Genomic DNA, 23029 nt, shown 5'->3' on the forward strand with positions numbered 1-23029 from the left:
ACGGCCGTCATGCGGTTCGATTACCGTGGCATGGGCGACAGTGATGGCGAAGCAAGGACCTTTGAAACCGTGCAGGACGACATTCGCCACGCGATCGACTGCTTCCAGGCGGAAGTCCCGGCTATCAAGGAAGTGGTTCTCTGGGGACTGTGCGATGCTGCATCGGCCTCGCTGTTCTATGCGCATGGCGATGACCGTGTAAGCGGAGTTGTCCTGCTGAATCCGTGGGTGCGGACAGAGGAAGGCATGGCCAAAGCCTACCTGCGCCATTACTATCTCTCGCGACTGGCCGACAAGGAATTATGGAAAAAGATCCTTGCCGGCCGTTTCGACTTCGGCTCCGCCTTGCGCTCCCTCGGCGGCATGCTCTGCAAGGCGGCGGCTCGAAAACCGGAGCCCGCGCCCTCCGCTCCCGGAAGTGCGCCATCGGCAGAGGTGCCGGCACTCACACCGCTTCCTGAACGCATGTACGACGGTCTTGCCCGATTCAAGGGAAAAGTGCTGCTCATTATCAGCGGCAACGATCTGACGGCAAAAGAATTCCTGGATCTCGTGGCCGGCTCGCGAAAGTGGCAAAAGGCACTTGCTGCTGAACGGATCGTACGCCGCGACCTGCCGGAGGCAAACCACACATTCGCCCGCCGCGACTGGCGAGACCAGGTAACGAACTGGACGATGGACTGGATCACATCATGGTAAAACGCGTGCTAATGATCGCCTATCACTACCCGCCCTTGCGCGGCAGCAGCGGCATCCAGCGTACATTGAAGTTCTCCCGCTACCTGTCCGAACATGAATGGAGTCCGGTCGTGCTGAGCGCCCACCCGCGTTCGTACGCCAGCACCAGCGACGACCAGGTTGCGGAAATCCCGAAGGAAGTACCAGTGCATCGCGCCTTCGCTCTTGATACATCACGTCATCTCGCCATCAAGGGACGCTACCTCGGCTGGCTTGCGCTGCCCGACCGCTGGGTCACGTGGTGGCTCGGGGCCGTTCCCGCCGGGCTGAGGATGATCAGAAAATACCAGCCCGAAGTCATCTGGTCGACCTACCCGATCGCCACCGCGCATCTGATCGGACTTGCGCTGCATCGCATCACCGGCATTCCATGGGTCGCCGACATGCGCGATCCGATGACGGACACCAGCTACCCGGCCAATCCGCTTACCCGCAAGGTCTACCGCTGGATTGAAAGGAAGACCGTCACCCATGCCACCAAGATAGTCTGCACGACGCCTGGAACGATCAGGATGTACCGTGAACGTTTTCCTGACATCCCCGCGTCCCGGTTCTGCGTCATCGAAAACGGCTATGACGAAGAGAACTTCCAGTCTGCCGAATCCGCCGCCAAGCCGTCCGTATCCGGAACACGGCCGTTCACCCTGGTGCACAGTGGCGTGATCTATCCGTCGGAACGCGACCCCCGCCCCTTCTTCGAAGCGCTGTCGGAACTGCTGCGCAATGGTCGGATCGCCCCGGGTTCGCTCCAGGTCACCCTGCGTGCCACCGGCCACGACGGATACCTGAAGGAATTGATTGCCCAACACAAGATCGAATCGGTCGTCGTACTCGCACCACCCATCCCCTATCGCGACGCCCTGGCCGAAATGCTTGCGGCGGACGGCTTGCTCATCCTTCAGGCAAGCAACTGCAACCACCAGATTCCGGCAAAACTATACGAGTATCTGCGTGCCCGACGCCCGATCCTGGCCCTGACCGATCCCGAAGGCGACACAGCCTCGACCCTGCGCGCAGCTGGCGTCCGGACTATCGCCCGGCTCGACTCCGCGAGCGACATCCTCCGCGGACTCATTCATTTCCTGGATGCTGCTGCCGCGGGCCAGGCAGACATTCCAACGGTCGAGGCCGCACGCAACCACTCCCGCCGCGCGCGCAGCAAAGAGCTGGCCGCGGTCCTGGAGACGGCCGTCGTCGCGAAGGAAGTATGGGACACAGGAAACGCCACCATGCCGAAGGACAGGACATGATTGACGCAGCAAGATCGGCGCTTTTCGTTGCGCTCCTAAGCCTGTCGACAAGCTGCGCTGCCAGCTATTGCGGCGACCTGGAAAATGCATATGGTCCGTTCGATTATCGAGAGCGAGCCATACATGCGGACAGCTTGAAGCTGGTCGAAAGCGCGCACTTCACGCCCGAGGTGGAGAAACTCATTTCTGGCAACCGCGGCGCTCTCGGCGCCGATCTCGATTACACACTTCGCGCCTTCCCCAACCATCCCCGCGCACTCACCAGCATGGCACGCCTTGCCCTGCGGACCAAGGGCAGCAAGTCAAACGGCATGAAGTATTCCTTCGAATGCTATTTCAATCGTGCGCTACGCTTCCAGCCCGACGACCCCGCGGTCCACGCAATCTATGGCGGTTTCCTGTCAAAGTTGGGCCGCCTCGACGAAGCCATTGAACACCTCAGCGAAGCCGTCAGATTGCAGCCTAATGACGCCACCAGCAACTACAACCTGGCCCTCGTCTACTTCGACAAGAAGGACTATGCGAAGGCCAGGGAACACGCGAAGAAGGCATATGAGCAGGATTTTCCACTGCCGGGGCTGAAAAACAAGTTGATCCAGGCGGGAAAATGGGAAGAGGCGCCGGCGAAGTAACCGGTGCACGCTACTGCAACAGGCAGGAAGAAAAGCGTTCGAACGCACCGTATGCTGGCGTAGCGGACCGCTTTTCGCCACACAGGTCCAGCGGCACCTTGGTAGAGCCCGTCCGCCTTGGCGGCTCGCCTTTCCACGAAAAGTGCTGGCCGGGTTGATAGAGGCCACGCACGGGCCGCAAGCCAATATACGTACTTGTCAGCGAAGTTTCGATATTGTCCAGCTTGCGTACAATGCCGTCATCTCGACTTCGGATATTGCCGTCGACCAGGTTACCTTCAATGTCGGCACTGCTCTCCGGGAATCGAACCACAATTCCGCCAGTGTCGACCAGCGTATTGTGGATGACCTTGCTGCCGGCGCTCCGGTTGACATAGATTCCATCGTCGGAACACGAAGCAATCAAGTTGGCTTCGATCACCCCGCGCTCCTGCTCCATGATGCACCGACGGTCCCTGCAGTACGCACGGCCGGTACCACCACCGCCAAGCGAGAGACCGACGCGATATCCAGCTGCGCCCTTGAGGTTATTCTCGCAAATCACCACATTCTGCTCAAAGCGATTATCCGAACCGGCACCCTTGGCGAATGCGCCAAAACTCGTTCTGTTCGACTGCCCCTTGATGAAATCTGAAATCATGTTGTGGCGAATTATCCACCGGCTCGCAGCGACAAGGTCGATCGGTGTGACGGGATTCTCGGTCTGCCGGATGCTGGTATTCGTCAGCGTATTGCTTTCAATGATGCCCTCGTCCGGCATCTTGTCGTCTACACCGTTGATCTTGAAGTGCGAATTGAAATCGACGATGGTGTTATTGCGGGCAATGAAGTGGTGCGCATCACCAACGACATGGAATGCATGCTCGCAGCTGCTATGCGACTTGCAGACACCGCGAATGACGAGATTCTCGAAGGTCCAGTGCGGCGCGGCGACAAGAAAACCTTCCGAATTGTCCAGCTCCAGCGTAACCGTGCCGGGTTGCGCTGCACGAACCACGATGCGCGACTCCTGGGTCCCCGGCTTGTTTACCACAGTGGGCTGGCCGCTGAAGCGGTAGGTGCCAGGAGCAAAAGTAATGACATCACCCGGCTGCGCCTGGGCAATTGCAATTATTGCGGCACCTGGGGATTCAACCCTGACGGTTTTGCCGCCGGGTTCGCCAAAAATGGTGCGCAAGACGGAGTTGGGCTGTGCGCCAACACGCATCGCCGACTGCAAGCCTTCCAGCTGCTGTCCACGGTCCAGCGAAGTCAACGAACTGGCGACCCATTCCCCGGTCTTTACGATGATGGGATTATGTTGCGAGACGCGGCGTTCGATATAGGGCGCAAGCGCGCGCGGTGGAACGCCGATTGATTCGATCAGAAAAGCGGCAAGCCCCGCGCCTGAAATGGCAACCAGTCCGAGGAAAATTGCGAGCTTCCCTTTTGTTGACAGGCGTTTGCGTTTGCGGGGCATGGGAATTTTGTCGCGTTCAGGGCCGCCCTTGAAATAGCTTCGTCAGGGCGCAAGCCGACGGACATACCAATCCATGGCTTGCCGCAGGCCGAGATCAATTGGATGGGTAGGCGAGAATCCGAGCAGCGTCTTCGCCTTGGAAATATCCGCCTGCGAGTGACGGACATCTCCCTTACGGAAATCGCGATATACCGGTTTGTGATTGTGAAGATGCGCGAACCTGCCTGAGAGCACCGTCCGCATGGACTGGTACAGCTGGTTCAAGGTGGTGCGGTCGCCAAGCGCAACGTTGTACACCTGGTTTACGGCTGAGCTGTCCTTCGTCAGCGCAGCCAGGAAATTAGCTTGCACGACATTCTCGACATAGCAGAAATCCCGGCTCGTTTCGCCATCGCCATTGATCGCAAGTTCACCGTTCCGGATTAATGCGGCAATCCAATGCGGAATAACCGCCGCATAGGCGCCGTCCGGATCCTGCCTCGGTCCGAACACATTGAAGTACCGCAGGCCTATCGACTCCATCCCGTAAGTACGGGCAAACACGTCCGCATAGAGTTCGTTCACGTACTTGGTGACGGCATACGGTGAAAGCGGCCGGCCGATTTCGCCCTCAACTTTCGGCAGCTTAGGGTGGTCGCCGTATGTTGAACTCGACGCCGCATAGACGAAGCGTTTGACGCCGGCATCGCGCGCGGCCACAAGCATGTTCAGGAAGCCATCGATATTGCTGCTATTGGTCAGAATGGGGTCGTCGATCGAACGAGACACCGAGCCGAGTGCAGCCTCATGCAGGACGAAGTCTATGTCCTGGCAAGCATGTCGGCAGTCATCCAGGGAGCGGATGTCGGCCTTGATGAAGCGAAAATTCCGCCAGTGATCCGGGCCGACAATCTCTTCAACCTGCTCCAGATTATGCACATAGCCCGTCGACAAATTGTCGAGCCCGACCACCTTTTGTCCAAGTTTCAGCAGAGATTCGACAAGATTCGAGCCGATGAAGCCCGCGGCTCCAGTGACCAACCAGGCGTGCTGGTTTTGACGCAGGTATTCCTGTGCTGCCTGATATTTGGTCATGTCGCCGCCACGTGTCCCTGAATTTTTACAGCCGCCAGACGGCGATACCTGCATCCTTCAGTGCCTCGGCATTGAATTTGGATTTCACGTCGATGAAGCATCCTTTCCTGACTACCTTTGCCATATAGTCGGACATCGGTCTTGCAAGCAAATCCTTGTGGGATACAGCAGCAATGATGGCATCTGCCCGGGGAAGGTTGTCCCAGCTCTCCAGTTCGATTCCGTACTCGTGGCGCGCCTCTGCCGGGTCAGCGACTGGATCGTGCACATGCACGGTAACGCCATACGACTGAAGTTCATTGATGACATCTGCCACCTTGGAGTTTCTCAGATCCGGGCAGTTTTCCTTGAAAGTCAGACCGAGGACATTAACCCGTGCGCCGCTGACATTGACGCCGGCCCGGATCATTTCCTTGACAGTTTTCTCGGCGACGAACTTCGCCATGTTGTCGTTGATGCGACGCCCCGCGAGGATGACCTCAGGGTGATAGCCGATCATCTCCGCCTTGTGCGTCAGGTAATAGGGATCGACGCCAATGCAGTGACCGCCAACGAGGCCGGGCCTGAAGGGCAGGAAGTTCCATTTCGTTCCGGCGGCTTCGAGGACTTCGAGTGTGTCGATACCGATCTTATCGAAGATGATCGCCAGCTCGTTCATCAGGGCGATATTGAGATCGCGCTGGGTATTTTCGATGACCTTTGCCGCTTCGGCGACTTTAATGCTTGAAGCACGATGCACACCGGCGCGAACGACAACTTCATAAAGTTTCGCCACGCGATCGAGGGTTTCCGCATCATCGCCGGATACTACCTTCAGGATCGACGTCAGCGTATGTTCCTTGTCGCCGGGATTGATGCGCTCCGGGGAATAGCCAACGTGGAAATCGGTCTTCCAGGTCATGCCGGAATGCTTTTCCATGATGGGAACGCACACTTCTTCGGTTGCGCCAGGATAGACGGTCGACTCGAAAACCACGATCGCCCCGCGCTTCATGTGCTTGCCGACGACTTCACTTGCACCTGCGAGCGCACCGAAATCAGGCTGGTGCGCGAGGTCGACAGGCGTCGGCACTGCCACGATGATGTAATCTGCCTCGGCTAGGTCGGCGGGATCGTTGGTGACCTTCAGATGCTGTGCAGCACGCAGGTCTTCAGAAGATACTTCACCGGTAGGATCAATATATTCCCTGTAGCTTTTGACTTTGCTGACGGACAAATCAAATCCGATAGTCGCTTGTTTTTTCCCAAATTCGACTGCAAGCGGAAGTCCGACATAACCGAGTCCGACAACGGCAACGACGCTCATAGGAATCTCACCTTCGTATGTGAAAGTTGTCTGAATATAACAGATAGGTTTACAAAAAGCATCAGGACGCCGGGCATAGTGTTGCGATTGCCAGTGCCGCCTGATGATGGGCTAGAGAACATGCACGTCCCAGCTTTAAACACTCGCGGTTTGAAGGAGAATCAGGGGAACATCGCGGAACAGTAGAAATAGGGACTTTCCTACGGAAGCAGGAATGCAACAGGAACAAAAATGCCGTTCAGTTTTCACTGAACGGCAATCTGAATCTCATCGCAATTCAAAGCGACGAGTTAAGGCAGTTGATCAGCTGCTCTTGCGAATGCGCGCAGATGCAATCGCAAGCAAGCCCAGGCTCAACAGGAGCAGGGAACCCGGCTCAGGAATACTATTACCCTTGAAGTTGCCTGTACCGGTGGAGAACAGCGGCGAATCCGTCGGGAAAGAAGTGAAGCTGTTCGTGAACGACAAATCCGATCCGTCTTCTTTGGTGTTGGTATCCAGGTTGCCCTTGGCAAGGCCGCCGACGACATCCCACAGGCCCTTGCCGAGCAGGAAGGACGGGAAGAAGTTGAAGCCGGTCAGCGTCACGCCATTGACAGCGTGTCCCACCATATCCAACCACAAGGCGCCGTCGGTAGTGTTGCCAGCGTTCAGCAGCAGCGGATCAGTCGGGTCGGCATCCGGAGTATGGTCGACATACACCTTCACAAAACCGCCTTCATAAAAGATTTGCGAGCCTCCGCCTGCGGGACCCGGTACCGCGGCGCCTCCGATCGGAGTGTAACCGCCGTACTGCACGGTCAGTTCGCATCCAGGGCAGAACGTGCCCACACCCGTTCCGTTGATCGTGGTAACAACGCCGAAACCCGACAGTTCGCCTGTAATCGGATTGATGAACTGGGACAGGGTTGCCGAAGTGCCGCTGAAGTCCAGTGGTGCATCCGGATTCCAGATCACGCCACCGATATTGATATTGCTTGCCTGTGCCGCTGTAGCCGTTGCGGCGGCAAGTGCTACGCCTGCGAGCAATTTTTTGAACATTTTCATTGAAAATCTCCTTGAGTATCCGTTTCCTGATCTAAATCCTTCCTTGCTGCAAGGAGTAAAGCACATGCCGTGCCAAGATCTGAACATTTTGGTAAGGCACTGTTTTTGAAGGAATTTATCTCTGGAGTGCGGCTTCAATGCCAAATTGCCAAAAATCATTGTAAAAAAAACCGACAGTCGCTCTAGCGACAATCACTGGTAACGCCCCGGGGACAGGAGATTATCGGGGTCGACCGCGTGCCGCAGCCTCTTGTGGAACCTCAGAGAATCGTTTTGAAGGCTCGACAGTGTGGACATGGTGTTCACGCCGACACGATATGGAAAAAATCCCGACAGGCGCCCCTCCTGGAGGAGATTCTCATAGCATGCGGTCGCGCGGGCCAGCGCCTGCTCGTCCTCGCGCCTGAAAATAATCGGAACGGTGCTGTCGAACAGCTTGTCGCTGATCGAGGTAAATGTGATCAGCGGTTCGATGCCGTGCGCCACAGCGATGCGCTTCACCATGTCGGCGTAGGCACGGACAGAGCCCGGACGCATCGGCACCAGCGGTGCGTACCAGATCAGGCCGCAACCGTCGCGGGACGGATCGAGCGAATCGCCTTGCGGGGGTGTCGGATTACGCCAATAGGCTAGCGGGAGGGCAGTTTCATTCGGACGCCCATTGACCAGTTCCAGGGCCTTGGCAAGGGTATTCGAAGTACTTCCCAGACGTTGTCCCGCCGCCCCGGGCAGGAAAGCGGCCAGCTTGGACAAAGCCTTCGCGCCGGCAGGGCTGATGAAAACCAGTCGGCTAACCTTGCCCGCGAGCGCGGCCTTCATTTCCTTCTGTGCAGCAGCAACCATCCGGCGCGTCCCGTACACAGTTCCGAATCCTGTCCAGGGAAATACCTGGTACTGGCGTCCAAGTTCCTGGATGACGGACTCTGGAATCAATCCGTCGGGACCGATCCGGTCCGTGGGATAAGGAGCCGACATGGCGAGCACGCGGTGCTGGTTCATCAGGTTGATGCCGCCGATTGTGCCCGGAAGCCGGCTGATGATGTCCCGGATAGCTGCGACGGTGGGTTCCAGCAAGGCGTCTTCCTTCAGGCTGAAGAAGCACACCTTGACGCATTCGGGTCTCCGCGCCAGCGCAATCGTCATGCGCGTCACAATGCCGAAGCCGCTTTGCGTGAACAACCCCGCCGAATAGGTGCCAAGGCCCCACTTGAAGAGACGGGCCAGGTCGTCACCTGCCGCCTCGCGTAGTGCAGTGCGGTACAGGCTGCCATCTGCAAGGACGGCCTCGATGTCGGTCACGGCGGCGAAATGGTCGGTATACGGCGTGATGCCGTAGCCGCGCTCCAGCGCATTTCCCAGCAGGCTGCACTGCGGTCCGCCACCAGTTACGGGCACCAGGAATGGATGGCCTCCGGCATCAAGAAATTCGGCCAGCATTTCCTGTGTTACGCCGGGTTCGACAGTGACGACACCGAGTTCGGCGTCGAAATGCACGATTTTTCGCATGCCTGACAGGTCGATGATTACGCAGTCATCGCGAACCGGCAAAGAGGTGCCATATCCCCAGTTGTGTCCAGTACTGATCGGGTACACGGCAATCTTGTTCCTGGCGGCGATACGCATGGCTTCAGGCACCGAACCCGCATCCTGGATACGCAGGGCGGCGGGTATGCGCCGCTTGATTCCGCTGGCGTCCTTATCGTATGCCTTCTGCGCGTCATCAGCCTGCAACACATTCGCAGCGCCGAGAAGTGTTTGCCATTCGCCGATTGCAGCCGTCAGGTTCATCATGTGCGACCTCCCAGGAAAATGAGGTGAAATGCCGCTCAGTTCAGATTGATCAGTCGTTGCGTAATGCCGGTCTCTTCGCGCGGCGAAAAGAAATATGGATAAAGGGATCTCGAGGCGGCCGCCTGGTCACTGGTACCACCGTGCTGCTGGATTTGGTCTTCGACGTGGTCGAGATCGAGCCATAGGAGGAAAGCCGGTGCATTGACGCGCGGGTTGGTCTTCAGCTCGCCGAGGCGGGTGAAGCCAAGGACGCGCTCATAGTACCCGCGATGCCGCGGATTCACTTCGATGAAAACATCGGTGCAGCCATGCAGGCGGCGCGCGTAGATGAAGCAGATGTGGAACAGGGATGCCAGCGCAAATTTGGAGTCGACTTTCGAGTCCACCGCAAGCTTGGTCAGCTCACAGAGCTTGCGTCCGGGACCTCGGTAGCGGTCGAGCTGGTCCTGGAAAATTTCGTCGGCCAGCAGGCCGATCGGCGAGTCAATGGCCAGGGTGACCGTGCCGATCAGTTCTTCTTTCATGTACGCGGTGAGCGTAATCCGGTTGGGGCTGGACTGGAGCGGCTGGGTACCGGTATATCCGCGCCAGGAATACATTTTGTCGATAAGCATGCTGGCGGAATTCCGTCCGGCCGCGGTGTCGGCCAAACGGATCTTGAAATCCTTGACGCTCAGGACGACCGCATCCGAGGGCTCGGGCGGCGCGAGCGTGGATTCAATCATTTCCTGTTTAGGCTCCATGGAAAAAATCGGAAAAGGATTGCGTGTGAAGGCGCCCCTATATTCCGAACGGGCACTGAGCATAGACTGGACTCCGCAAATTATGGTGTGTAGAGGATGCGTCGCCGGGAATATCCATCCCTGGCGGGAGCGTTCTTATTGTCGTTGTTGTCTCTAGTTAAGCTGTTTAAGTAGCGAGCGTGCTTCTTCAGCCTGGTCGAATGGCCTGCCAGATGCGAGCAATTGTTCGATTTCTCGGCGCGCCTTGGTCTTGTCGCCCATCTTCACAAAGCCCTGTGCCAGATGGAAACGGATGGTGTGCGCTTCGGGTACGAGCGTAACCGCTTTCTGGAGTAGCTGGATGCCGCGAGTGAGGTTACCTTGTTCGACCAGGATCCAACCGAGGGTGTCCAGTATGGCCGCGTTCTCGGGGGCGAGGTTATGCGCCTTCTCCGCATACTCCAGCGCGCGGGCATTCTTTTGCTGCTGGTAGATGATCGCGAGATTGTTCAGGGCGGCGACACTCTTCGGATCCGATTGCAGCACCTTCTGGTACTGGTCGATCGCTTCCGCGAACTGCTGCTCGCCGGTATAGGCAGTGGCGAGATACAGGCGCGTCGTCATGTCGCCCGGGTGATCCTTGACCCATTGATTCAAGCGTGCAATGCCTTCCTTGCCCTTGCCGGTGTGGGTAAGCGCCTGGTGGATCTTGATGACTGCTGCGCCGGAGGTACTATTGGCAAACGCCTGCTCGAAGGCCTTGAATGCAGGCTCGTGCTTCTTCTGCACCATCAGGATGTCGCCTTCGAGGAGATACCCGGTGGCGCTCTTTGGCGAGTACTTCTGGATTTGCTTGGCAAGTTTCATCGCCTGGTCGTAATTCGATCGGCGGATTTCAATGTTGGCCAATGCCAGTTGAGCCTCCAGATAGTCGGGCTTGATGTTCAATGCGGCCTTCAGGGCTTCCGCAGATGCATTCTGGTTCTGCATCGTCATGAGAACCGAAGCGATGCGGTACTGAATGATCGGCGAGGTCGGATTGAGAACGGCAAGCTTTTTGTACGACTGCAACGATGCAGGAAGGTCATTGGTCGCAAACTGGGTTTGGGCCAGCAATTCAAGGGCTTCGGTACTACCTGGGTTGGTCGTCTGGAGTTTCTGCGCAAGACTGAATGCCTTTTGCTTTTCACCGATTTGCAGGTAATGCGTTGCGAGGTTAATGGCTTGTTTCAGGTCACCCGGATTTTCGTTGCTCGCGCGTTCCAGCCACATGGTCGCTTCTTCCTTCTGGCCCTGCGACATCGCGAGTTCCGACAGTTTCGTCATTGCTTGCGGGTTTTTCTTGTCAACCTGGAGGAAGGCCTCGAAACGCTTCTTTGCGGCGTCCGGCTTTTTCTCGACGATATCCAAGCGTGCGAGGTTGACGACGGCGGGAAGGAAGTCGGGTTGCAGCGAAAGTGCTTTCTGGAAGCTGCTCCGGGCAGCCGCAGCGTCCTTTTTCCCGAGGTAGGCCACGCCTTTTAGGTTTTGCAGGATGGGGCCTCCGGCCTCGTCTTTTTCAAGCTTGTTGACCGTAGCGATCGCCTTGTCGAAGTCCTTGTTCCGGATATGTGTCATGACCAGCAGCGCCGCGGACTGCGCGGGCTGGGGATCCATATTGGTCGCCATTTCCAGTTCGGCGATGCCGCGCGCATCTTCGCCCTTCGCCAGACGGCTCAATCCGAGTGCGGTACGGATGATGGCCGCGTCGGGGGCAACCGCGCTGGCCTTTTCCAGGTACTCGATTGCCTTGGAAAAATCGCGTGCGTGCATGTAGGCTTCGCCGGCAAGCGTCAGGATCTGCGGATCCTTGTCCGCATCCCTGAGCAGCGGCGTCAGGATCTTGAGCGCGCGCGGGGTATCCCCGTTCTTGAGCAGTGTCGCGACGAGCAGCTTTGATGCGTAGGGGTGGCCGGGGTTGCGTTCGAGGTAGCGCTTCAAGTGCTGTTCTGCTTGCTGCGTCGAACCGAGTGCGTACTGGATGGCACCAGCAAGCAGCACCGAAGGCATGTGTTCGGGCGCGACACGCAGGACCTGAAGGATCGATTCCTGCGCTGCGGCGTGCTTGCCCTGGCTGAAATCGAGCAGCGCCTGCGTATAGGTTACGTGAAGCGACTGTGCATCCTGCTTGCGCGCGGTGTCGATCTCCGATTTGGCGAGGTCGAACTTTCCGGCATTGATGTAAATGTGTGCGCGCGAAAGGTAGGGCGCGATGGAGTTCGGGCGAAGTTCAGTTGCCTTCTTGTAGGCAGCAATCGCATCCTCCGGCTTGCGTCGAAGGCGCATCAGGTCACCCTTGAACATCCACGCTTCGATATTTGCCGGATTCTTGGCAATAGCCTGATCCGCAAACGATGCGGAGTCATCCAGCTTGTTCTCCGACACTGCCAGCTTGGCCAATCCGATGTACGCATCGGAACCCTCGGGATTTTCCTTGATGGCAGCGTTGTAGGAGTCACGTGCCTCTTCGCGCTTCCCCAAGGCGAAATAGGCATCGCCGCGTACTGCAAGTATCTGGGGATCCTGCTTTTCGCCGGCGTTCTGCTTTACTTCATCCAGCACCTTCTGGAACTGGCCTTGGATGAGCAGGACCTTTCCGAGCGTCGGCAGCACGTCAGCGGGTGCGGCGCCAAGTTCAAGCGCCTTGCGCAACTCCTTCTCTGCCGAGAGCGGGTCATTTGCCTGGAAGTGCAACATGCCGAGCAGGCGGCGCACTTCGCGATCTTCGGGACTTTTCTGGACGGCGTTCTTGAGCTGAATGATCGCGGCTTTTATCTCGCCTTTCTGCTGGTATGACTTTGCTTCGGCAACCAGTGCCTGCGTGTCCTGGCTTTTGCTGCATGCGGTCAGCAGACCGGCACATATCATGGCCAAAGCGAGCGTCGCGACGACGCGGGTTTCGATCTTCATGCCTGTTCTCAACTCTCGGAGGGATGGACTACGTTAGGATTTTCCTGGCGGAAACGAAGTTGAATCCGTAATGCAATTTTTCCTAAAGATTAACAAAACTTCCGAAAGTCATGTGTGAATTGTGGTGACGCACAATGGAAAAATGTACACAGTCAACTGTTCTTTCCACAGAGCATTTTTTAGAGAGGGAGAGTGGGACTCCGGCTTGAAGGAGCCGGTGACGGAAGGAACTACATGGTGACGAATCAATGCAGGATGAAATACCAGGCGACGTAGAGTAGGCCGGCCACCATGAACAGATAAAACATTCGCTCGTTCTGTGACGCATGGAGCGCCTCTTCCCGCTGATCGGGCGCGTCGCCATCACCAAGCAGGACCATGTCGTAGCTAGTGCGGACTGTCTTGCGGCGGTCACCCATGATGTCGCGTAATTCCTGGATGCTGAGGCGCGTGATGTCATGCATCCGGATCAGGATGGAAGGCGCAACCGGATAGTTGCGATAGCGTATATAGCTAATGACGAGCGGCGGCACCTCGAGCGCTTGCGACAAGGCCATGTCACTGTCCAGCTGCAAAATATCGATAAGGGCATCCATCAAGCGATTGGGATCGTATCGCTTCTGGCTGTCCAGCGTGCTGGTCGTCATCAAGATCTTCCCTTCATGATTGGAGGCGCACGCCTATGCGTACGTCTATCAACGACGAATATTGCCTTCTGTCACATTTTTTACGACAAGCATAAAAAATGCCCGGCTTTAAAAAGTGAAAAGAAAGAAGGACTTAGCGAAAATCGGTTACACAAGGTGTAAATTATTTCGACGTAGAAATATAAACAATTTCTATTTGGAAATATTTTGCAGCCTGGTCATCAAGGGCGATGCCTCGACAATGTGCGATTGGAAAGGATGGATGGCCTTGCGATAAAGGCGCGCGATCTTGCGGACGTAGTCACGTGTTTCTGTATACGGAGGAATGCCGCCGTAGGACTCGACCGCTCGTTCGCCTGCATTGTATGCGGCGGCGACAAGCGGAACGTTCCCCTGGAAATAGGCGAGCAACCAGCGGAGATAAGCCAGTCCTCCCTTGATGTTGTCTTCGGGGTCAAAGGCGTTGCGGACGCGGAAGCGATGAGCCGTATCCGGCATGAGCTGCATGAGGCCTTGCGCATTTTTCGGTGAAACGGCTTTCGGCTGGAATCCCGATTCGATGGAAATGACCGCGAGTGCCAACCGCGGGTCGACACCGTAGCTCGGCGCAAGACGGTTCACGAGTTCGAAGATGGGTCCGCGCGGATAAGGATGCTCATAAGTGTCTTCCTCTTGCGCGACAACCGGATCCGGACGCAGGCATGCAGGTACGGCTGACAGAGTTGACGGAGTAATGTAACGCAGCACTTGCGGCGCGTGGGCATGCCCTTGCGCCGCAGCCTGTTCAAACAAGTAGCGGGCGGTGCTGTCATCACGCTCCACCCCGCGTGCGTTCGCATACATCCAGCCCATTTCATAGAAGGCCTGCGCATCACCAAGTTTTGCCGCACGGCAGTAAACAGCAAGTGCGCGCGGCAAGTCCCGGTCAACACCTTCGCCATGCTGATAGCGATTGCCAAGAGCAACGAGCTCTGGCGCAAGCAATGGCATTTGTTCACTTGTTGCCAGCGTTTGCGCGATAGGCGATCCCGCAACGAGGGCCAGTGTCGCGAATACGACAGATAAGACGAATGAAGACACTTCTTCCCTCGACAACAATAAAGCGGTTGCTAAGCTGAAACGATATGTTCGCCGTGAAAGTTGGCGAGAAATCCCATATATGTGGGAGGCAGGTATCACGTCCCTGCATAAGTTGCCGAGCATCAATTCATCGGCGTGTTACATGCACAAAACATGTTGTGCAAATGTGTACAAAAATCAATAAGAAGTCGAACTAATAGTCGTTATATTTTGTTACATTTATGTCTCCTGTCAACATTGCACGACGGTACCGTCGCATCCCCGTTCAGAACCATATGCAGAAAATTCGGGAGAGCACTAGATGCTAAGGATTTCCAATCACTTCGTTTCGGCAGCAGCGGTGACTTTGCTGCTCGTGGAATCGCTTGTGCTCGTCGGGTCCGCATATCTCGGAGTGTCATTGCGCTTTCTGGACCTGGACGTTAACGAGGCCATCAAGCGCGACAGCATGCTGTCGTCCGCGCTCGCGTTTGCCGTCGTGATGATTGCAAGCATGAGTGCGTTCGGCATGTACCAGATCGTTTTTCGCGAAAGCTTCCGCGCAACCTTTTTGCGCCTGATGCCGGCGTGCGTGCTCGGGTTCGTGCTGATGACGCTGGTGTTCTATGTGCTGCCGGATCTCTACATGGGCCGAGGCATCCTCGGTTTCATGTTCATGGTGGCCGTGCCGGCCATCCTCTTCACGCGCGTGGTGTTCTTCAAGTCGGCCCAGACGCGCCTGCTCGAATCGCGCATCCTGTTCCTCGGTGCCGGAGCACTTGCCCAGGAGTGCACCGTGCTTGCACAGGACGGCCGGCTGAATCACAAGTACAAGATCGTCGGCTACGTACCCACGAAGGAACCGGATATCTGCGTGCCCGCGTCGGCGCTGCTGCCTTCGAATGAGCCGGTAGACGATCTCGTCAAGCGCCTGAATGTGACCGAGATCATCGTGGCCGTGCAGAACCGCCGCGGAGGCGGACTGCCGATCAAGGATCTCCTGAGGTGCAAGACCATCGGCATCAAGGTGACGGACTCGTCGGCGTTCTTCGAACGCGAAGCATGCCAGATTCGCGTCGACTCGCTGCAACCGAGCTGGCTGGTATTCGGCACCGGCTTCGACCAGGGATTTCTCCGCACGGCGGGCAAGAAGGCCTTTGACATGGTGGTCAGCATTACCGTGCTGATCGTTGCCCTGCCCCTGCTTGTCGTGACCGCGCTGCTGATCTTCCTCGAGGATCGCGGGCCGATCTTCTATCGCCAGGAACGCGTAGGCAAGGACGGCAAGCACTTCATGGTGCTCAAATTCCGCAGCATGCGCGTCGATGCGGAACGCGCAGGCACACCGCAATGGGCTGCCAAATCGGATCCGCGCACGACCCGTATCGGGCGCATCATCCGTCTGTTGCGCATCGACGAATTCCCGCAGATCCTGAATGTGCTGAAAGGCGAAATGAGCTTCGTAGGCCCGCGCCCGGAACGCCCTTATTTCGTCAAGCAACTGTGCGAGGAAATCCCCTATTACAACGTCCGCCACAGCATCAAGCCCGGCATCACGGGCATGGCCCAGGTCCGGTACCACTACGGTGCATCAGTGGCGGACGCGGTGCAAAAACTGCAGTACGACCTGTACTACGTAAAGAACAACAGCCTGTTCCTGGACCTTCTGATCCTGATCGATACGCTACAGGTCGTCATCCTCGGCAAGGGCAGCCGATGAAATCCGGACGGTACTGATGTGGTCCGTCATTGCAGGCGTCAGCTACTCGGTAGCCACGGCTGCCTACCTGCTGCTGTTTGCCCTGCTGCTGGTGAGATGGCGCGGTGGCCGGCACGGTGCGCTGCTCGTTCTCGCCTGCGGCATGACCGTCGTCTGGGCCGGCGCAATTGTCTTGGCGGCCATGCGCAACCTGCCGATCTCGATGCAGATCGGCCTGCTTGAAATCTTACGCAACGCGAGCTGGAGCGCCTTCCTGCTCGGCGTACTCAGCCCGTCCTACCGCACGCACCTCATCCTCGGCCTCCGCCTCAGCAAACAGGTAGTGCTTTTTGCCGGGCTCTACCTGCTGCTGGCCCTGACCTATATCGTCGCGTATGTGGACGACGGTGTTGTCGGCGACCTGGCCGGCATGATCAGTGGCAGCCCGGGCTTCATCATCATGGCGGTCATGGGCATGCTGCTGATCGAGCAGCTGTTCAGGAGCACTGCCGAGAAGTCGCGCTGGGCCATCAAGTTTGCCTGCCTGGGCATTGGCGGCATTTTTGCGTACGATTTTTATCTCTATGTCGATGCACTGCTGTTCCGCCAGGTGAATGCCGAGATCTGGGCTGCGCGCGGCGGCGCGATTGCCTTCGCAGTACCGTTGATTGCCGTGTCGGCGGCGCGCAATCCGGATTGGTCGGTCGGCATCTCGGTTTCGCGCCGCATCCTTTTCCATTCGGTGACGCTGATCGGTTCGGCGATCTATCTGCTGACAGTGGCAGCCGCAGGGTATTACCTGCGCTTCTTTGGCGGCGAATGGGGCTCGGTGCTGCAGGCGACTTTCCTGTTCGGGGCTTTCTTCCTGCTCGTCGCTGTTCTGTTTTCCGGCACATTCCGCTCATGGCTGAGGGTGTTCATCAGCAAGCACTTCTACAACTACGGTTATGACTACCGCGAGGAATGGCTGAAATTCACACGCATGCTCTCGGTGGAAGGGCCGCAGCTCGGCGAACGTGCAATTGAAGCGATTGCCCAGCTGGTAGAGAGTTCGAAGGGTGTGCTGTACACGCGCAACGAGACGGACCAGTATGTTGCATCGGCAAAATGGAACACCTCCTTTGCCAATGAACCGGAACCGGCCGACAGCGCGTTGTGCAACTTCCTGCGCAACCGGCAGTGGATCATCGATATCCAGGAATTCGACGCGCAGCCGGAAAAATACGAAGGCCTGTCGCTGCCAGGCTGGCTGCGCCAGTTTCCGCAAGCCTGGCTGGTCGTGCCTTTGATGCAGAACACGACCTTGCTCGGATTTGTCGTGCTGTCGGAGGCGCGCAGCAAGGTCACGCTGAACTGGGAAGTGCTCGATCTGCTCAAGATCGTCGGCATCCAGACCGCCGGCTATCTGGCCAAGCAGGAATCTGCAGATGCCCTCGCGGTCGCACGCCAGTTCGAAACCTTCAATCGCATGTCCACCTTCGTGGTGCACGACCTGAAGAACCTGGTGGCGCAGCTTGCGCTGCTGGTGGCGAATGCGGAAAAGCACAAGGGCAGCGAGGAATTCCAGCGCGACATGGTGGAAACCATCGAGCATGCCGTGGTGAAAATGCGGGTACTCTTGCAGAAGTTCAACCGGGAATCGACGACCGAGAAATCGGGCCCTGTCGTCCTCGACAAGATTTTGCAGCAAGCAATCGCATCGAAGGGTGCCGCGGAACCGAAACCGCAGCTCGACCTGCACCGCTCCGGATTGGCTGTGTCGGCCAACGCGGTACGGCTGGAACGGGTGATCGGCCATTTGATCCAGAATGCCGTCGAAGCGACGCCGCGCGGCGGGCAGGTGACTGTCAGGCTGACCGAACAGGACGGCAGCGCAGTGATCGAGGTGATCGACACCGGCAGCGGAATGAGCGAGCAGTTCATTCAGGCGAGGCTGTTCAAGCCATTCGAATCGACCAAGGCGGCCGGCATGGGCATCGGTGTATTCGAGACCCGGGAATATGTCCACCAGATCGGCGGCCAGCTGGATGTTGACAGCGAGCCGTCGAAAGGCACAACCTTCAGGGTGAGCCTGCCGCTGTATGTCGACGAGCAGGATTGCGTGTCGAACGCCGCGTAAAGAGGAATACCGTGAGCCAGGATAAGAGGAAATTGCTGATTGTCGAAGACGACGCCGGCCTGCAGAAGCAGCTGCGCTGGAGCTTGGACGCCTATGAAGTACTGACCGCCAGCGACCGCGAAAGTGCGCTGGCACAGCTGCGCCGCCATGAACCGGCAGTCATCACCATGGATCTCGGATTGCCGCCCGATCCGGACGGGTCGAGCGAAGGCCTGGCGTTGCTGCAGCAAATCCTTTCGCTCGCGCCGGACACCAAGGTCATTGTCCTGACCGGCAACCAGGACCACGCGAATGCGGTGCAGGCAATCGCGATGGGCGCCTACGATTTCCACCAGAAGCCGATCGACCCCTCGGTGCTGAACCTGATCGTCGAACGCGCTTTCTACCTGCATGGACTGCAGCAGGAAAACCGCTGGCTGCAGATGAACCGCGTGGAGTCGCCGCTGGGCGGTATCATCACGCGCGACCCGGGCATGCTGAAGGTGTGCCGCAACATCGAAAAGGTCGCACCGACCTCGGCCACGGTCATGTTGCTGGGTAATAGCGGCACCGGCAAGGAAGTGCTGGCGCGTGCGCTGCACCAGTTGAGCGCGCGCAGCAGCAAGCGCTTCATGGCGATCAATTGCGCGGCGATCCCGGAGAACCTGCTGGAAAGCGAACTGTTCGGTTATGAAAAAGGTGCGTTCACCGGCGCGGCCAAGCAGACGCTGGGAAAGATCGAGTTGGCGTCAGGCGGTACCTTCTTCCTCGATGAAGTGGGTGACTTGCCGATGGCGCTGCAGGCCAAGCTCTTGCGCTTCCTGCAGGAGCGCGTGGTGGAGCGCATCGGCGGACGTGCCGAAATTCCAGTCGACGTGCGCGTCGTGTGCGCGACCCACCAGAACCTGAAGGACATGGTCGCTTCGGGGCGCTTCCGGGAAGACTTGTATTACCGGCTGAGCGAAATCGTGATCATGATCCCGTCGCTGCGCGACCGGATTGGCGATGCGGCGCTGCTGGCACACCATTTCAAGAACAAGTTCTGCGCGCAGGAAGGACGCTCGTCGCTGAATTTCAGCGAAGATGCGATGGTCCGAATCGAGACCCATGCATGGCCGGGCAACGTGCGTGAGATGGAGAACTGCATCAAGCGCGCAGTCATCATGGCCGACGGCCCCCAGATCACGGCCGAAGACCTGGGCCTGGCGGCAGCTGCGGAACCCGATGAACCGCTCAACCTGCGGCAGGTGCGCGACGAGGCGGGCCACAAGGCGCTAATCAAGGCGCTGGCGCGCGTCGACGGCAACGCGGTCAAGGCGGCCGAACTGCTGGGCATCAGCCGGCCGACACTTTACGACCTGATGAACAAGTACGGCATCAAGTAGGCGGCACGTTCCGCAGCTTGTACCACACAAGGCCGATCCATTCGTACAGGGCGTAGTAGGTGCGGCGCAGGTTCTCGGCTGTCGGCAGCGGGTACAGCCACGCACGCATCGTGCTACCGAAGAACACGGTCGGCGCCGCAACCACTTCCAGCCCCTCGCCCTTGAAAGCCATCACCGCGCGCGGCATATGCATCGCGTCCGTGACCAGCAAGATACGGCGGATGTTTTCCTGTTTCAGACTACGCGCCGAGAACTCGGCATTCTGCGCGGTGTTTGCGGACGCGGGCTCGACCCAGCGCACCGGGACGCCGAATTCTTCCTCCAATGCGCGCTTCATGGCCAATGCCTTCGGCTTGAAGCGGCCGTCCTCCGTCCCATTCCCCCCTGAAACCAGGATCGGCAATCCGGTCTCGCGCTGCAGCCGCGCGGCGTAACGCAGTCGTGCAAGGGCAATATAGTCCGGCTGCTCGGCACCGCCATATTCTGGCGCATCCGCAATACGGCCTGCCGCCAGCACGACAATGGCCTGCGCCCCTTTCGCGTTTGAAGACGAAAGCGGTGAAGTGAGTGCTTCCAGCGGAGCAACGAATACCAGGGTGCCAAACCCGGAACACAGCAGGTACAGCAAGGCAATTGCACTGGCGGCAATCATGCGTCCTGCACCGACATATCGTTTCGCCAGAAGAACCCCGGCGACAAACAGGATGAACAGGCTGGCAGGCGGGAGGATGAGCTCGCGCAGGAGGGCAAAAAGATCGAACTGGGTCATGCCACTTCAGTTTTGACTGCTATCAAGTCAACGTTTGTCATAGGAAAGAGTCAGTCGAACTGTGTAAAGTCAAGGAAATCGAAATTCCATCCCTTGAGATGCAACAAAATATAAATTTCCTTGATGCAAGTCTTGTTGGGAACTTAACTTGATTCAATACACTCGAACTTTCACAACGTATTAGTCATTGGAAAGGTGTTATATGCATATTAACGCCACTTACATCGAATCCAGCCCCAATGTCGTCGCCGGCAGGATTGGTATTGTCATGGGCCTGCTTGCCTTTGCGGCCGTCTATGTCGTGATGATGCTTCAGCTCGGCTGGATCGGCGGTATCGCCATCGGCTGGCTGCCTGCGGCGCTCGCCGGCTGGCTGGCTGCGACAGGATGCGACTTCGTCATGGCGCATTTGCTGCGCGAACCGATGCCGATTCAGCAGTCCGCTCCGCCGTCTAACGGCTGACCCCGTGCGGGTCATTTCGCATCCAGCGTAACGACCCCATCCCAGTCGGCTTCCGGCGGCCGCAGCGTTGCCGCCGCGGTGCGCTCCAGATACAGGGGCGCCAGTACATCAGCAGGGTTGGCCGCCCTGATTTCCTTCCACAATCGTTCCGATTCGTCCCAGTTGTGCGACTGCCACGCGGCAATTGCTTCGTCATTTCCTTCCGGAGCCGTGCCGGGCGTCCAAACATCCACTGCTTCGCTCTTGCCTTTCAGCCTGATCCGATCCAGGCGACGCAAAGGCACACGTCCGCGCAAGGCGTCCGCAGTTGAACCGCTGAGCAGGATGCCGGTGCCGTAGACCTTGTTCGCGCCTTCCAGTCGCGACGCCAGGTTGACGCTATCGCCGATGGCGGTGTAATCGAAACGGTCGGTCGATCCCATGTTGCCCACCACTGCCATGCCGGTGTGCACGCCGATGCGCATGGACAGTTCGGCGACGCCCTTCTTGCGCAGCGCGTCGTTCACCGCCTGCATCGCCTGCTGCATCTTCATTGCCGCTTCGCATGCATGGAGTGCATGCTCGGGGTCGTCGAGCGGTGCATTCCAGAACGCCATCACGGCGTCGCCGATGAACTTGTCCAGGGTGCCGTTGCTGCCGATCACGATGGCGGCCATCTCGGTCAGGTAGAAGTTCATGATCTCGGCCACCTCTTCGGGCTCGAGCTTTTCGGAAATCGAGGTGAACCCGGCGAGGTCGGAAAACAGCAGCGTCACCTCGCGCCGCTCGCCGCCGAGGCGCAGGCGCTCGGGCTGCGCCAGCATCTGTTCGATGACCGCCGGCGACACGTAATGGCCGAACGCGCGCCGCACCTCTGCGCGTTTGCGCCGCTCTTCCAGGAAGGCACCTGCGCCACTGCCCAGCCAGGACGTGAAGATGCCTGCCAGCGGGGCAAACACCGGCCACCAGAGGTTGGCGAAGGCGAACAGGGCCCATGATGCGCCGGCAGTGGCTCCCGCAAGCAACAACAGCGACAAGCTCGCACGCACCGGGCTCCATTGGCGGAAGGCAGCGAGGGATACCAGTGCGAGCAAGGCCAGCAGCGCCAGCTTCGACTCCTGGCCGAGTTCCGCCGCCACGCGCCGCTGCATGGCGGCGTCGATGACATTGGCATTGATCTCCACGCCCGGCATGCGGCGCAGGTTGCGCCAGGAATAAGGCGTGCAGTACATGTCGACACCGAGCTGGGGAGCGTCGTCCAGATACATGCCGACCAGCACGATGCGGTCCTTGAAAAAGCCGCGTGGCAGGAATTCCCTGGGGTTCAGGGCTTGGTAATAAGAGACGTAGGAAAAGCTTTTCGCCGGACCGGCATAACGAATCATCGGCCGCTGCGGCAGTTGCGCGAGGTCGACGCTGATACCGGCGGCATCCAGTACCGTACGGCCGAAGGCATTGTCAAAGGATGGAAAGCGCCGAATGCAGGCGCCCGACAGCGGCACCTTGGCAATACCGGTTGTCGCGCCGGCATCCAGCAGCGAACGCAGCGGCAGGATCTCGCGCTGCTGGTCGATGTAGCCGTCGCTGCGCTGCTCCCACTCCGCCGCCAGCACGACGTTGCCGGCGCGCCGGATGGCATCGGCGAGCGCGGCATCGGCCTGCGGCGTGGAGGGTTCGAGGAAAAGGACATCGAGGGCGATGACCTTGGCGCCCTCTTCCTTCAGCCGGTCGATCAGCTCGGCGTGCATGCTGCGCGGCCACGGCCACTGGTGCTGGAATTCGGCGAAGCTCGGCTCGTCGATGCCGACGATGGTGATCGGGCTGCCGGCCGTGCCGGGCGAGGACAGGATGGTGAGCCAGTCGAAGTTGTTTTCCTCGATGCGTTCCCACCAAGGCGTGAGCGAGAGCAGGCCGAGCATCGCCCACGCGAGGATGGCAAGCCCGAAGCGGCGGATCACGTCT

Annotated in this window: 18 protein-coding genes; 7 read left to right on the top strand and 11 right to left on the bottom strand. The window is 58.3% G+C overall.

Translation table 11 applies throughout. The features are described from left to right. The 3 genes from AYR66_RS09380 to AYR66_RS09390 all read left to right on the top strand — a co-directional run. Positions 1–699: hydrolase 1, exosortase A system-associated (locus tag AYR66_RS09380; protein ID WP_088709714.1), on the top strand; the 699-nt coding region annotated here is incomplete at its 5' end. Beyond that, positions 693–1988, top strand: coding sequence for a glycosyltransferase (locus tag AYR66_RS09385; protein ID WP_088707276.1), 1296 nt, complete (start codon positions 693–695; stop codon positions 1986–1988). The genes AYR66_RS09380 and AYR66_RS09385, both read left to right, overlap by 7 nt. Then, complete coding sequence (locus tag AYR66_RS09390) at positions 1985–2620, top strand: tetratricopeptide repeat protein (RefSeq protein ID WP_088707277.1); 636 nt, start codon at positions 1985–1987, stop codon at positions 2618–2620. The genes AYR66_RS09385 and AYR66_RS09390 overlap by 4 nt, the downstream gene beginning before the upstream one ends. Positions 2621–2630: 10 nt before the next feature. Here AYR66_RS09390 and AYR66_RS09395 read toward each other — a convergent pair whose 3' ends face one another. From AYR66_RS09395 to AYR66_RS09435, 9 genes are all read right to left on the bottom strand, one after another. Further along, positions 2631–4079, bottom strand: coding sequence for a right-handed parallel beta-helix repeat-containing protein (locus AYR66_RS09395; RefSeq protein ID WP_088707278.1), 1449 nt, complete (start codon positions 4077–4079; stop codon positions 2631–2633). 42 nt (positions 4080–4121) lie between these two features. After that, positions 4122–5153: an SDR family oxidoreductase gene (locus tag AYR66_RS09400; protein WP_088707279.1), complete on the bottom strand. Its 1032-nt coding sequence runs from the start codon at positions 5151–5153 to the stop codon at positions 4122–4124. 25 nt (positions 5154–5178) lie between these two features. After that, positions 5179–6459, bottom strand: a complete 1281-nt coding sequence (locus AYR66_RS09405; protein WP_088707280.1) for a nucleotide sugar dehydrogenase — start codon at positions 6457–6459, stop codon at positions 5179–5181. 303 nt (positions 6460–6762) lie between these two features. Continuing rightward, positions 6763–7506 carry a PEP-CTERM sorting domain-containing protein gene (locus tag AYR66_RS09410; RefSeq protein ID WP_170942100.1) on the bottom strand — a complete coding sequence of 248 codons (744 nt, stop codon included), beginning with the start codon at positions 7504–7506 and terminating at the stop codon, positions 6763–6765. A gap of 192 nt (positions 7507–7698) precedes the next feature. After that, complete coding sequence (locus AYR66_RS09415; RefSeq protein WP_206047116.1) at positions 7699–9297, bottom strand: FAD-binding oxidoreductase; 1599 nt, start codon at positions 9295–9297, stop codon at positions 7699–7701. Positions 9298–9332: 35 nt separating this feature from the next. After that, positions 9333–10022, bottom strand: a complete 690-nt coding sequence (locus AYR66_RS09420; protein ID WP_234814864.1) for an N-acyl amino acid synthase FeeM domain-containing protein — start codon at positions 10020–10022, stop codon at positions 9333–9335. Positions 10023–10193: 171 nt separating this feature from the next. Then, positions 10194–12968: an XrtA/PEP-CTERM system TPR-repeat protein PrsT gene (gene prsT, locus AYR66_RS09425; protein WP_088707282.1), complete on the bottom strand. Its 2775-nt coding sequence runs from the start codon at positions 12966–12968 to the stop codon at positions 10194–10196. 245 nt (positions 12969–13213) lie between these two features. Then, complete coding sequence (locus AYR66_RS09430; RefSeq protein ID WP_088707283.1) at positions 13214–13615, bottom strand: hypothetical protein; 402 nt, start codon at positions 13613–13615, stop codon at positions 13214–13216. 192 nt (positions 13616–13807) lie between these two features. Next, the gene (locus AYR66_RS09435) at positions 13808–14695 is read right to left on the bottom strand and encodes a lytic transglycosylase domain-containing protein (protein ID WP_206047117.1); all 888 of its coding nucleotides are present in this window, start codon (positions 14693–14695) and stop codon (positions 13808–13810) included. Positions 14696–14996: 301 nt separating this feature from the next. Here AYR66_RS09435 and AYR66_RS09440 point away from each other — a divergent pair, with 301 nt between their 5' ends. From AYR66_RS09440 to prsR, 3 genes are read left to right on the top strand one after another with little or no spacing between them, the layout of a single operon-like run. Further along, a complete protein-coding gene (locus AYR66_RS09440; RefSeq protein ID WP_088707285.1) occupies positions 14997–16394 on the top strand; it encodes a TIGR03013 family XrtA/PEP-CTERM system glycosyltransferase in 1398 nt (465 codons plus the stop codon). Positions 16395–16410: 16 nt separating this feature from the next. Beyond that, positions 16411–18492, top strand: coding sequence for an XrtA/PEP-CTERM system histidine kinase PrsK (prsK, locus tag AYR66_RS09445; RefSeq protein ID WP_088707286.1), 2082 nt, complete (start codon positions 16411–16413; stop codon positions 18490–18492). 11 nt (positions 18493–18503) lie between these two features. Beyond that, positions 18504–19856 (top strand): PEP-CTERM-box response regulator transcription factor, encoded by a 1353-nt coding sequence (gene prsR / locus AYR66_RS09450; RefSeq protein ID WP_088707287.1) that lies wholly within the window; start codon positions 18504–18506, stop codon positions 19854–19856. Here the strand turns inward: prsR and AYR66_RS09455 are convergent. Beyond that, complete coding sequence (locus AYR66_RS09455) at positions 19849–20625, bottom strand: YdcF family protein (RefSeq protein WP_088707288.1); 777 nt, start codon at positions 20623–20625, stop codon at positions 19849–19851. The two genes, prsR and AYR66_RS09455, sit on opposite strands and share 8 nt — an antisense overlap. A gap of 202 nt (positions 20626–20827) precedes the next feature. Here AYR66_RS09455 and AYR66_RS09460 point away from each other — a divergent pair, with 202 nt between their 5' ends. Next, a complete protein-coding gene (locus tag AYR66_RS09460) occupies positions 20828–21088 on the top strand; it encodes a hypothetical protein (RefSeq protein ID WP_088707289.1) in 261 nt (86 codons plus the stop codon). A gap of 11 nt (positions 21089–21099) precedes the next feature. On the opposite strand, the gene AYR66_RS09465 is transcribed toward AYR66_RS09460, so the two are convergent. Then, a complete protein-coding gene (locus tag AYR66_RS09465) occupies positions 21100–23025 on the bottom strand; it encodes a CHASE2 domain-containing protein (protein WP_088707290.1) in 1926 nt (641 codons plus the stop codon). Positions 23026–23029: the final 4 nt, after the last annotated feature.

Origin of the sequence: Noviherbaspirillum denitrificans (genome assembly GCF_002211445.1) — a bacterium.
GTDB lineage: Bacteria > Pseudomonadota > Gammaproteobacteria > Burkholderiales > Burkholderiaceae_D > Noviherbaspirillum > Noviherbaspirillum denitrificans.

Coding starts and splice junctions, on each gene's coding strand:
- AYR66_RS09385 (WP_088707276.1), top strand. CDS start 693: ATGGTAAAACGCGTGCTAATGATCGCCTATCACTACCCGCCCTTGCGC.
- AYR66_RS09390 (WP_088707277.1), top strand. CDS start 1,985: ATGATTGACGCAGCAAGATCGGCGCTTTTCGTTGCGCTCCTAAGCCTG.
- AYR66_RS09395 (WP_088707278.1), bottom strand. CDS start 4,079: ATGCCCCGCAAACGCAAACGCCTGTCAACAAAAGGGAAGCTCGCAATT.
- AYR66_RS09400 (WP_088707279.1), bottom strand. CDS start 5,153: ATGACCAAATATCAGGCAGCACAGGAATACCTGCGTCAAAACCAGCAC.
- AYR66_RS09405 (WP_088707280.1), bottom strand. CDS start 6,459: ATGAGCGTCGTTGCCGTTGTCGGACTCGGTTATGTCGGACTTCCGCTT.
- AYR66_RS09410 (WP_170942100.1), bottom strand. CDS start 7,506: ATGAAAATGTTCAAAAAATTGCTCGCAGGCGTAGCACTTGCCGCCGCA.
- AYR66_RS09415 (WP_206047116.1), bottom strand. CDS start 9,297: ATGATGAACCTGACGGCTGCAATCGGCGAATGGCAAACACTTCTCGGC.
- AYR66_RS09420 (WP_234814864.1), bottom strand. CDS start 10,022: ATGATTGAATCCACGCTCGCGCCGCCCGAGCCCTCGGATGCGGTCGTC.
- prsT (WP_088707282.1), bottom strand. CDS start 12,968: ATGAAGATCGAAACCCGCGTCGTCGCGACGCTCGCTTTGGCCATGATA.
- AYR66_RS09430 (WP_088707283.1), bottom strand. CDS start 13,615: ATGACGACCAGCACGCTGGACAGCCAGAAGCGATACGATCCCAATCGC.
- AYR66_RS09440 (WP_088707285.1), top strand. CDS start 14,997: ATGCTAAGGATTTCCAATCACTTCGTTTCGGCAGCAGCGGTGACTTTG.
- prsK (WP_088707286.1), top strand. CDS start 16,411: ATGTGGTCCGTCATTGCAGGCGTCAGCTACTCGGTAGCCACGGCTGCC.
- AYR66_RS09455 (WP_088707288.1), bottom strand. CDS start 20,625: ATGACCCAGTTCGATCTTTTTGCCCTCCTGCGCGAGCTCATCCTCCCG.
- AYR66_RS09460 (WP_088707289.1), top strand. CDS start 20,828: ATGCATATTAACGCCACTTACATCGAATCCAGCCCCAATGTCGTCGCC.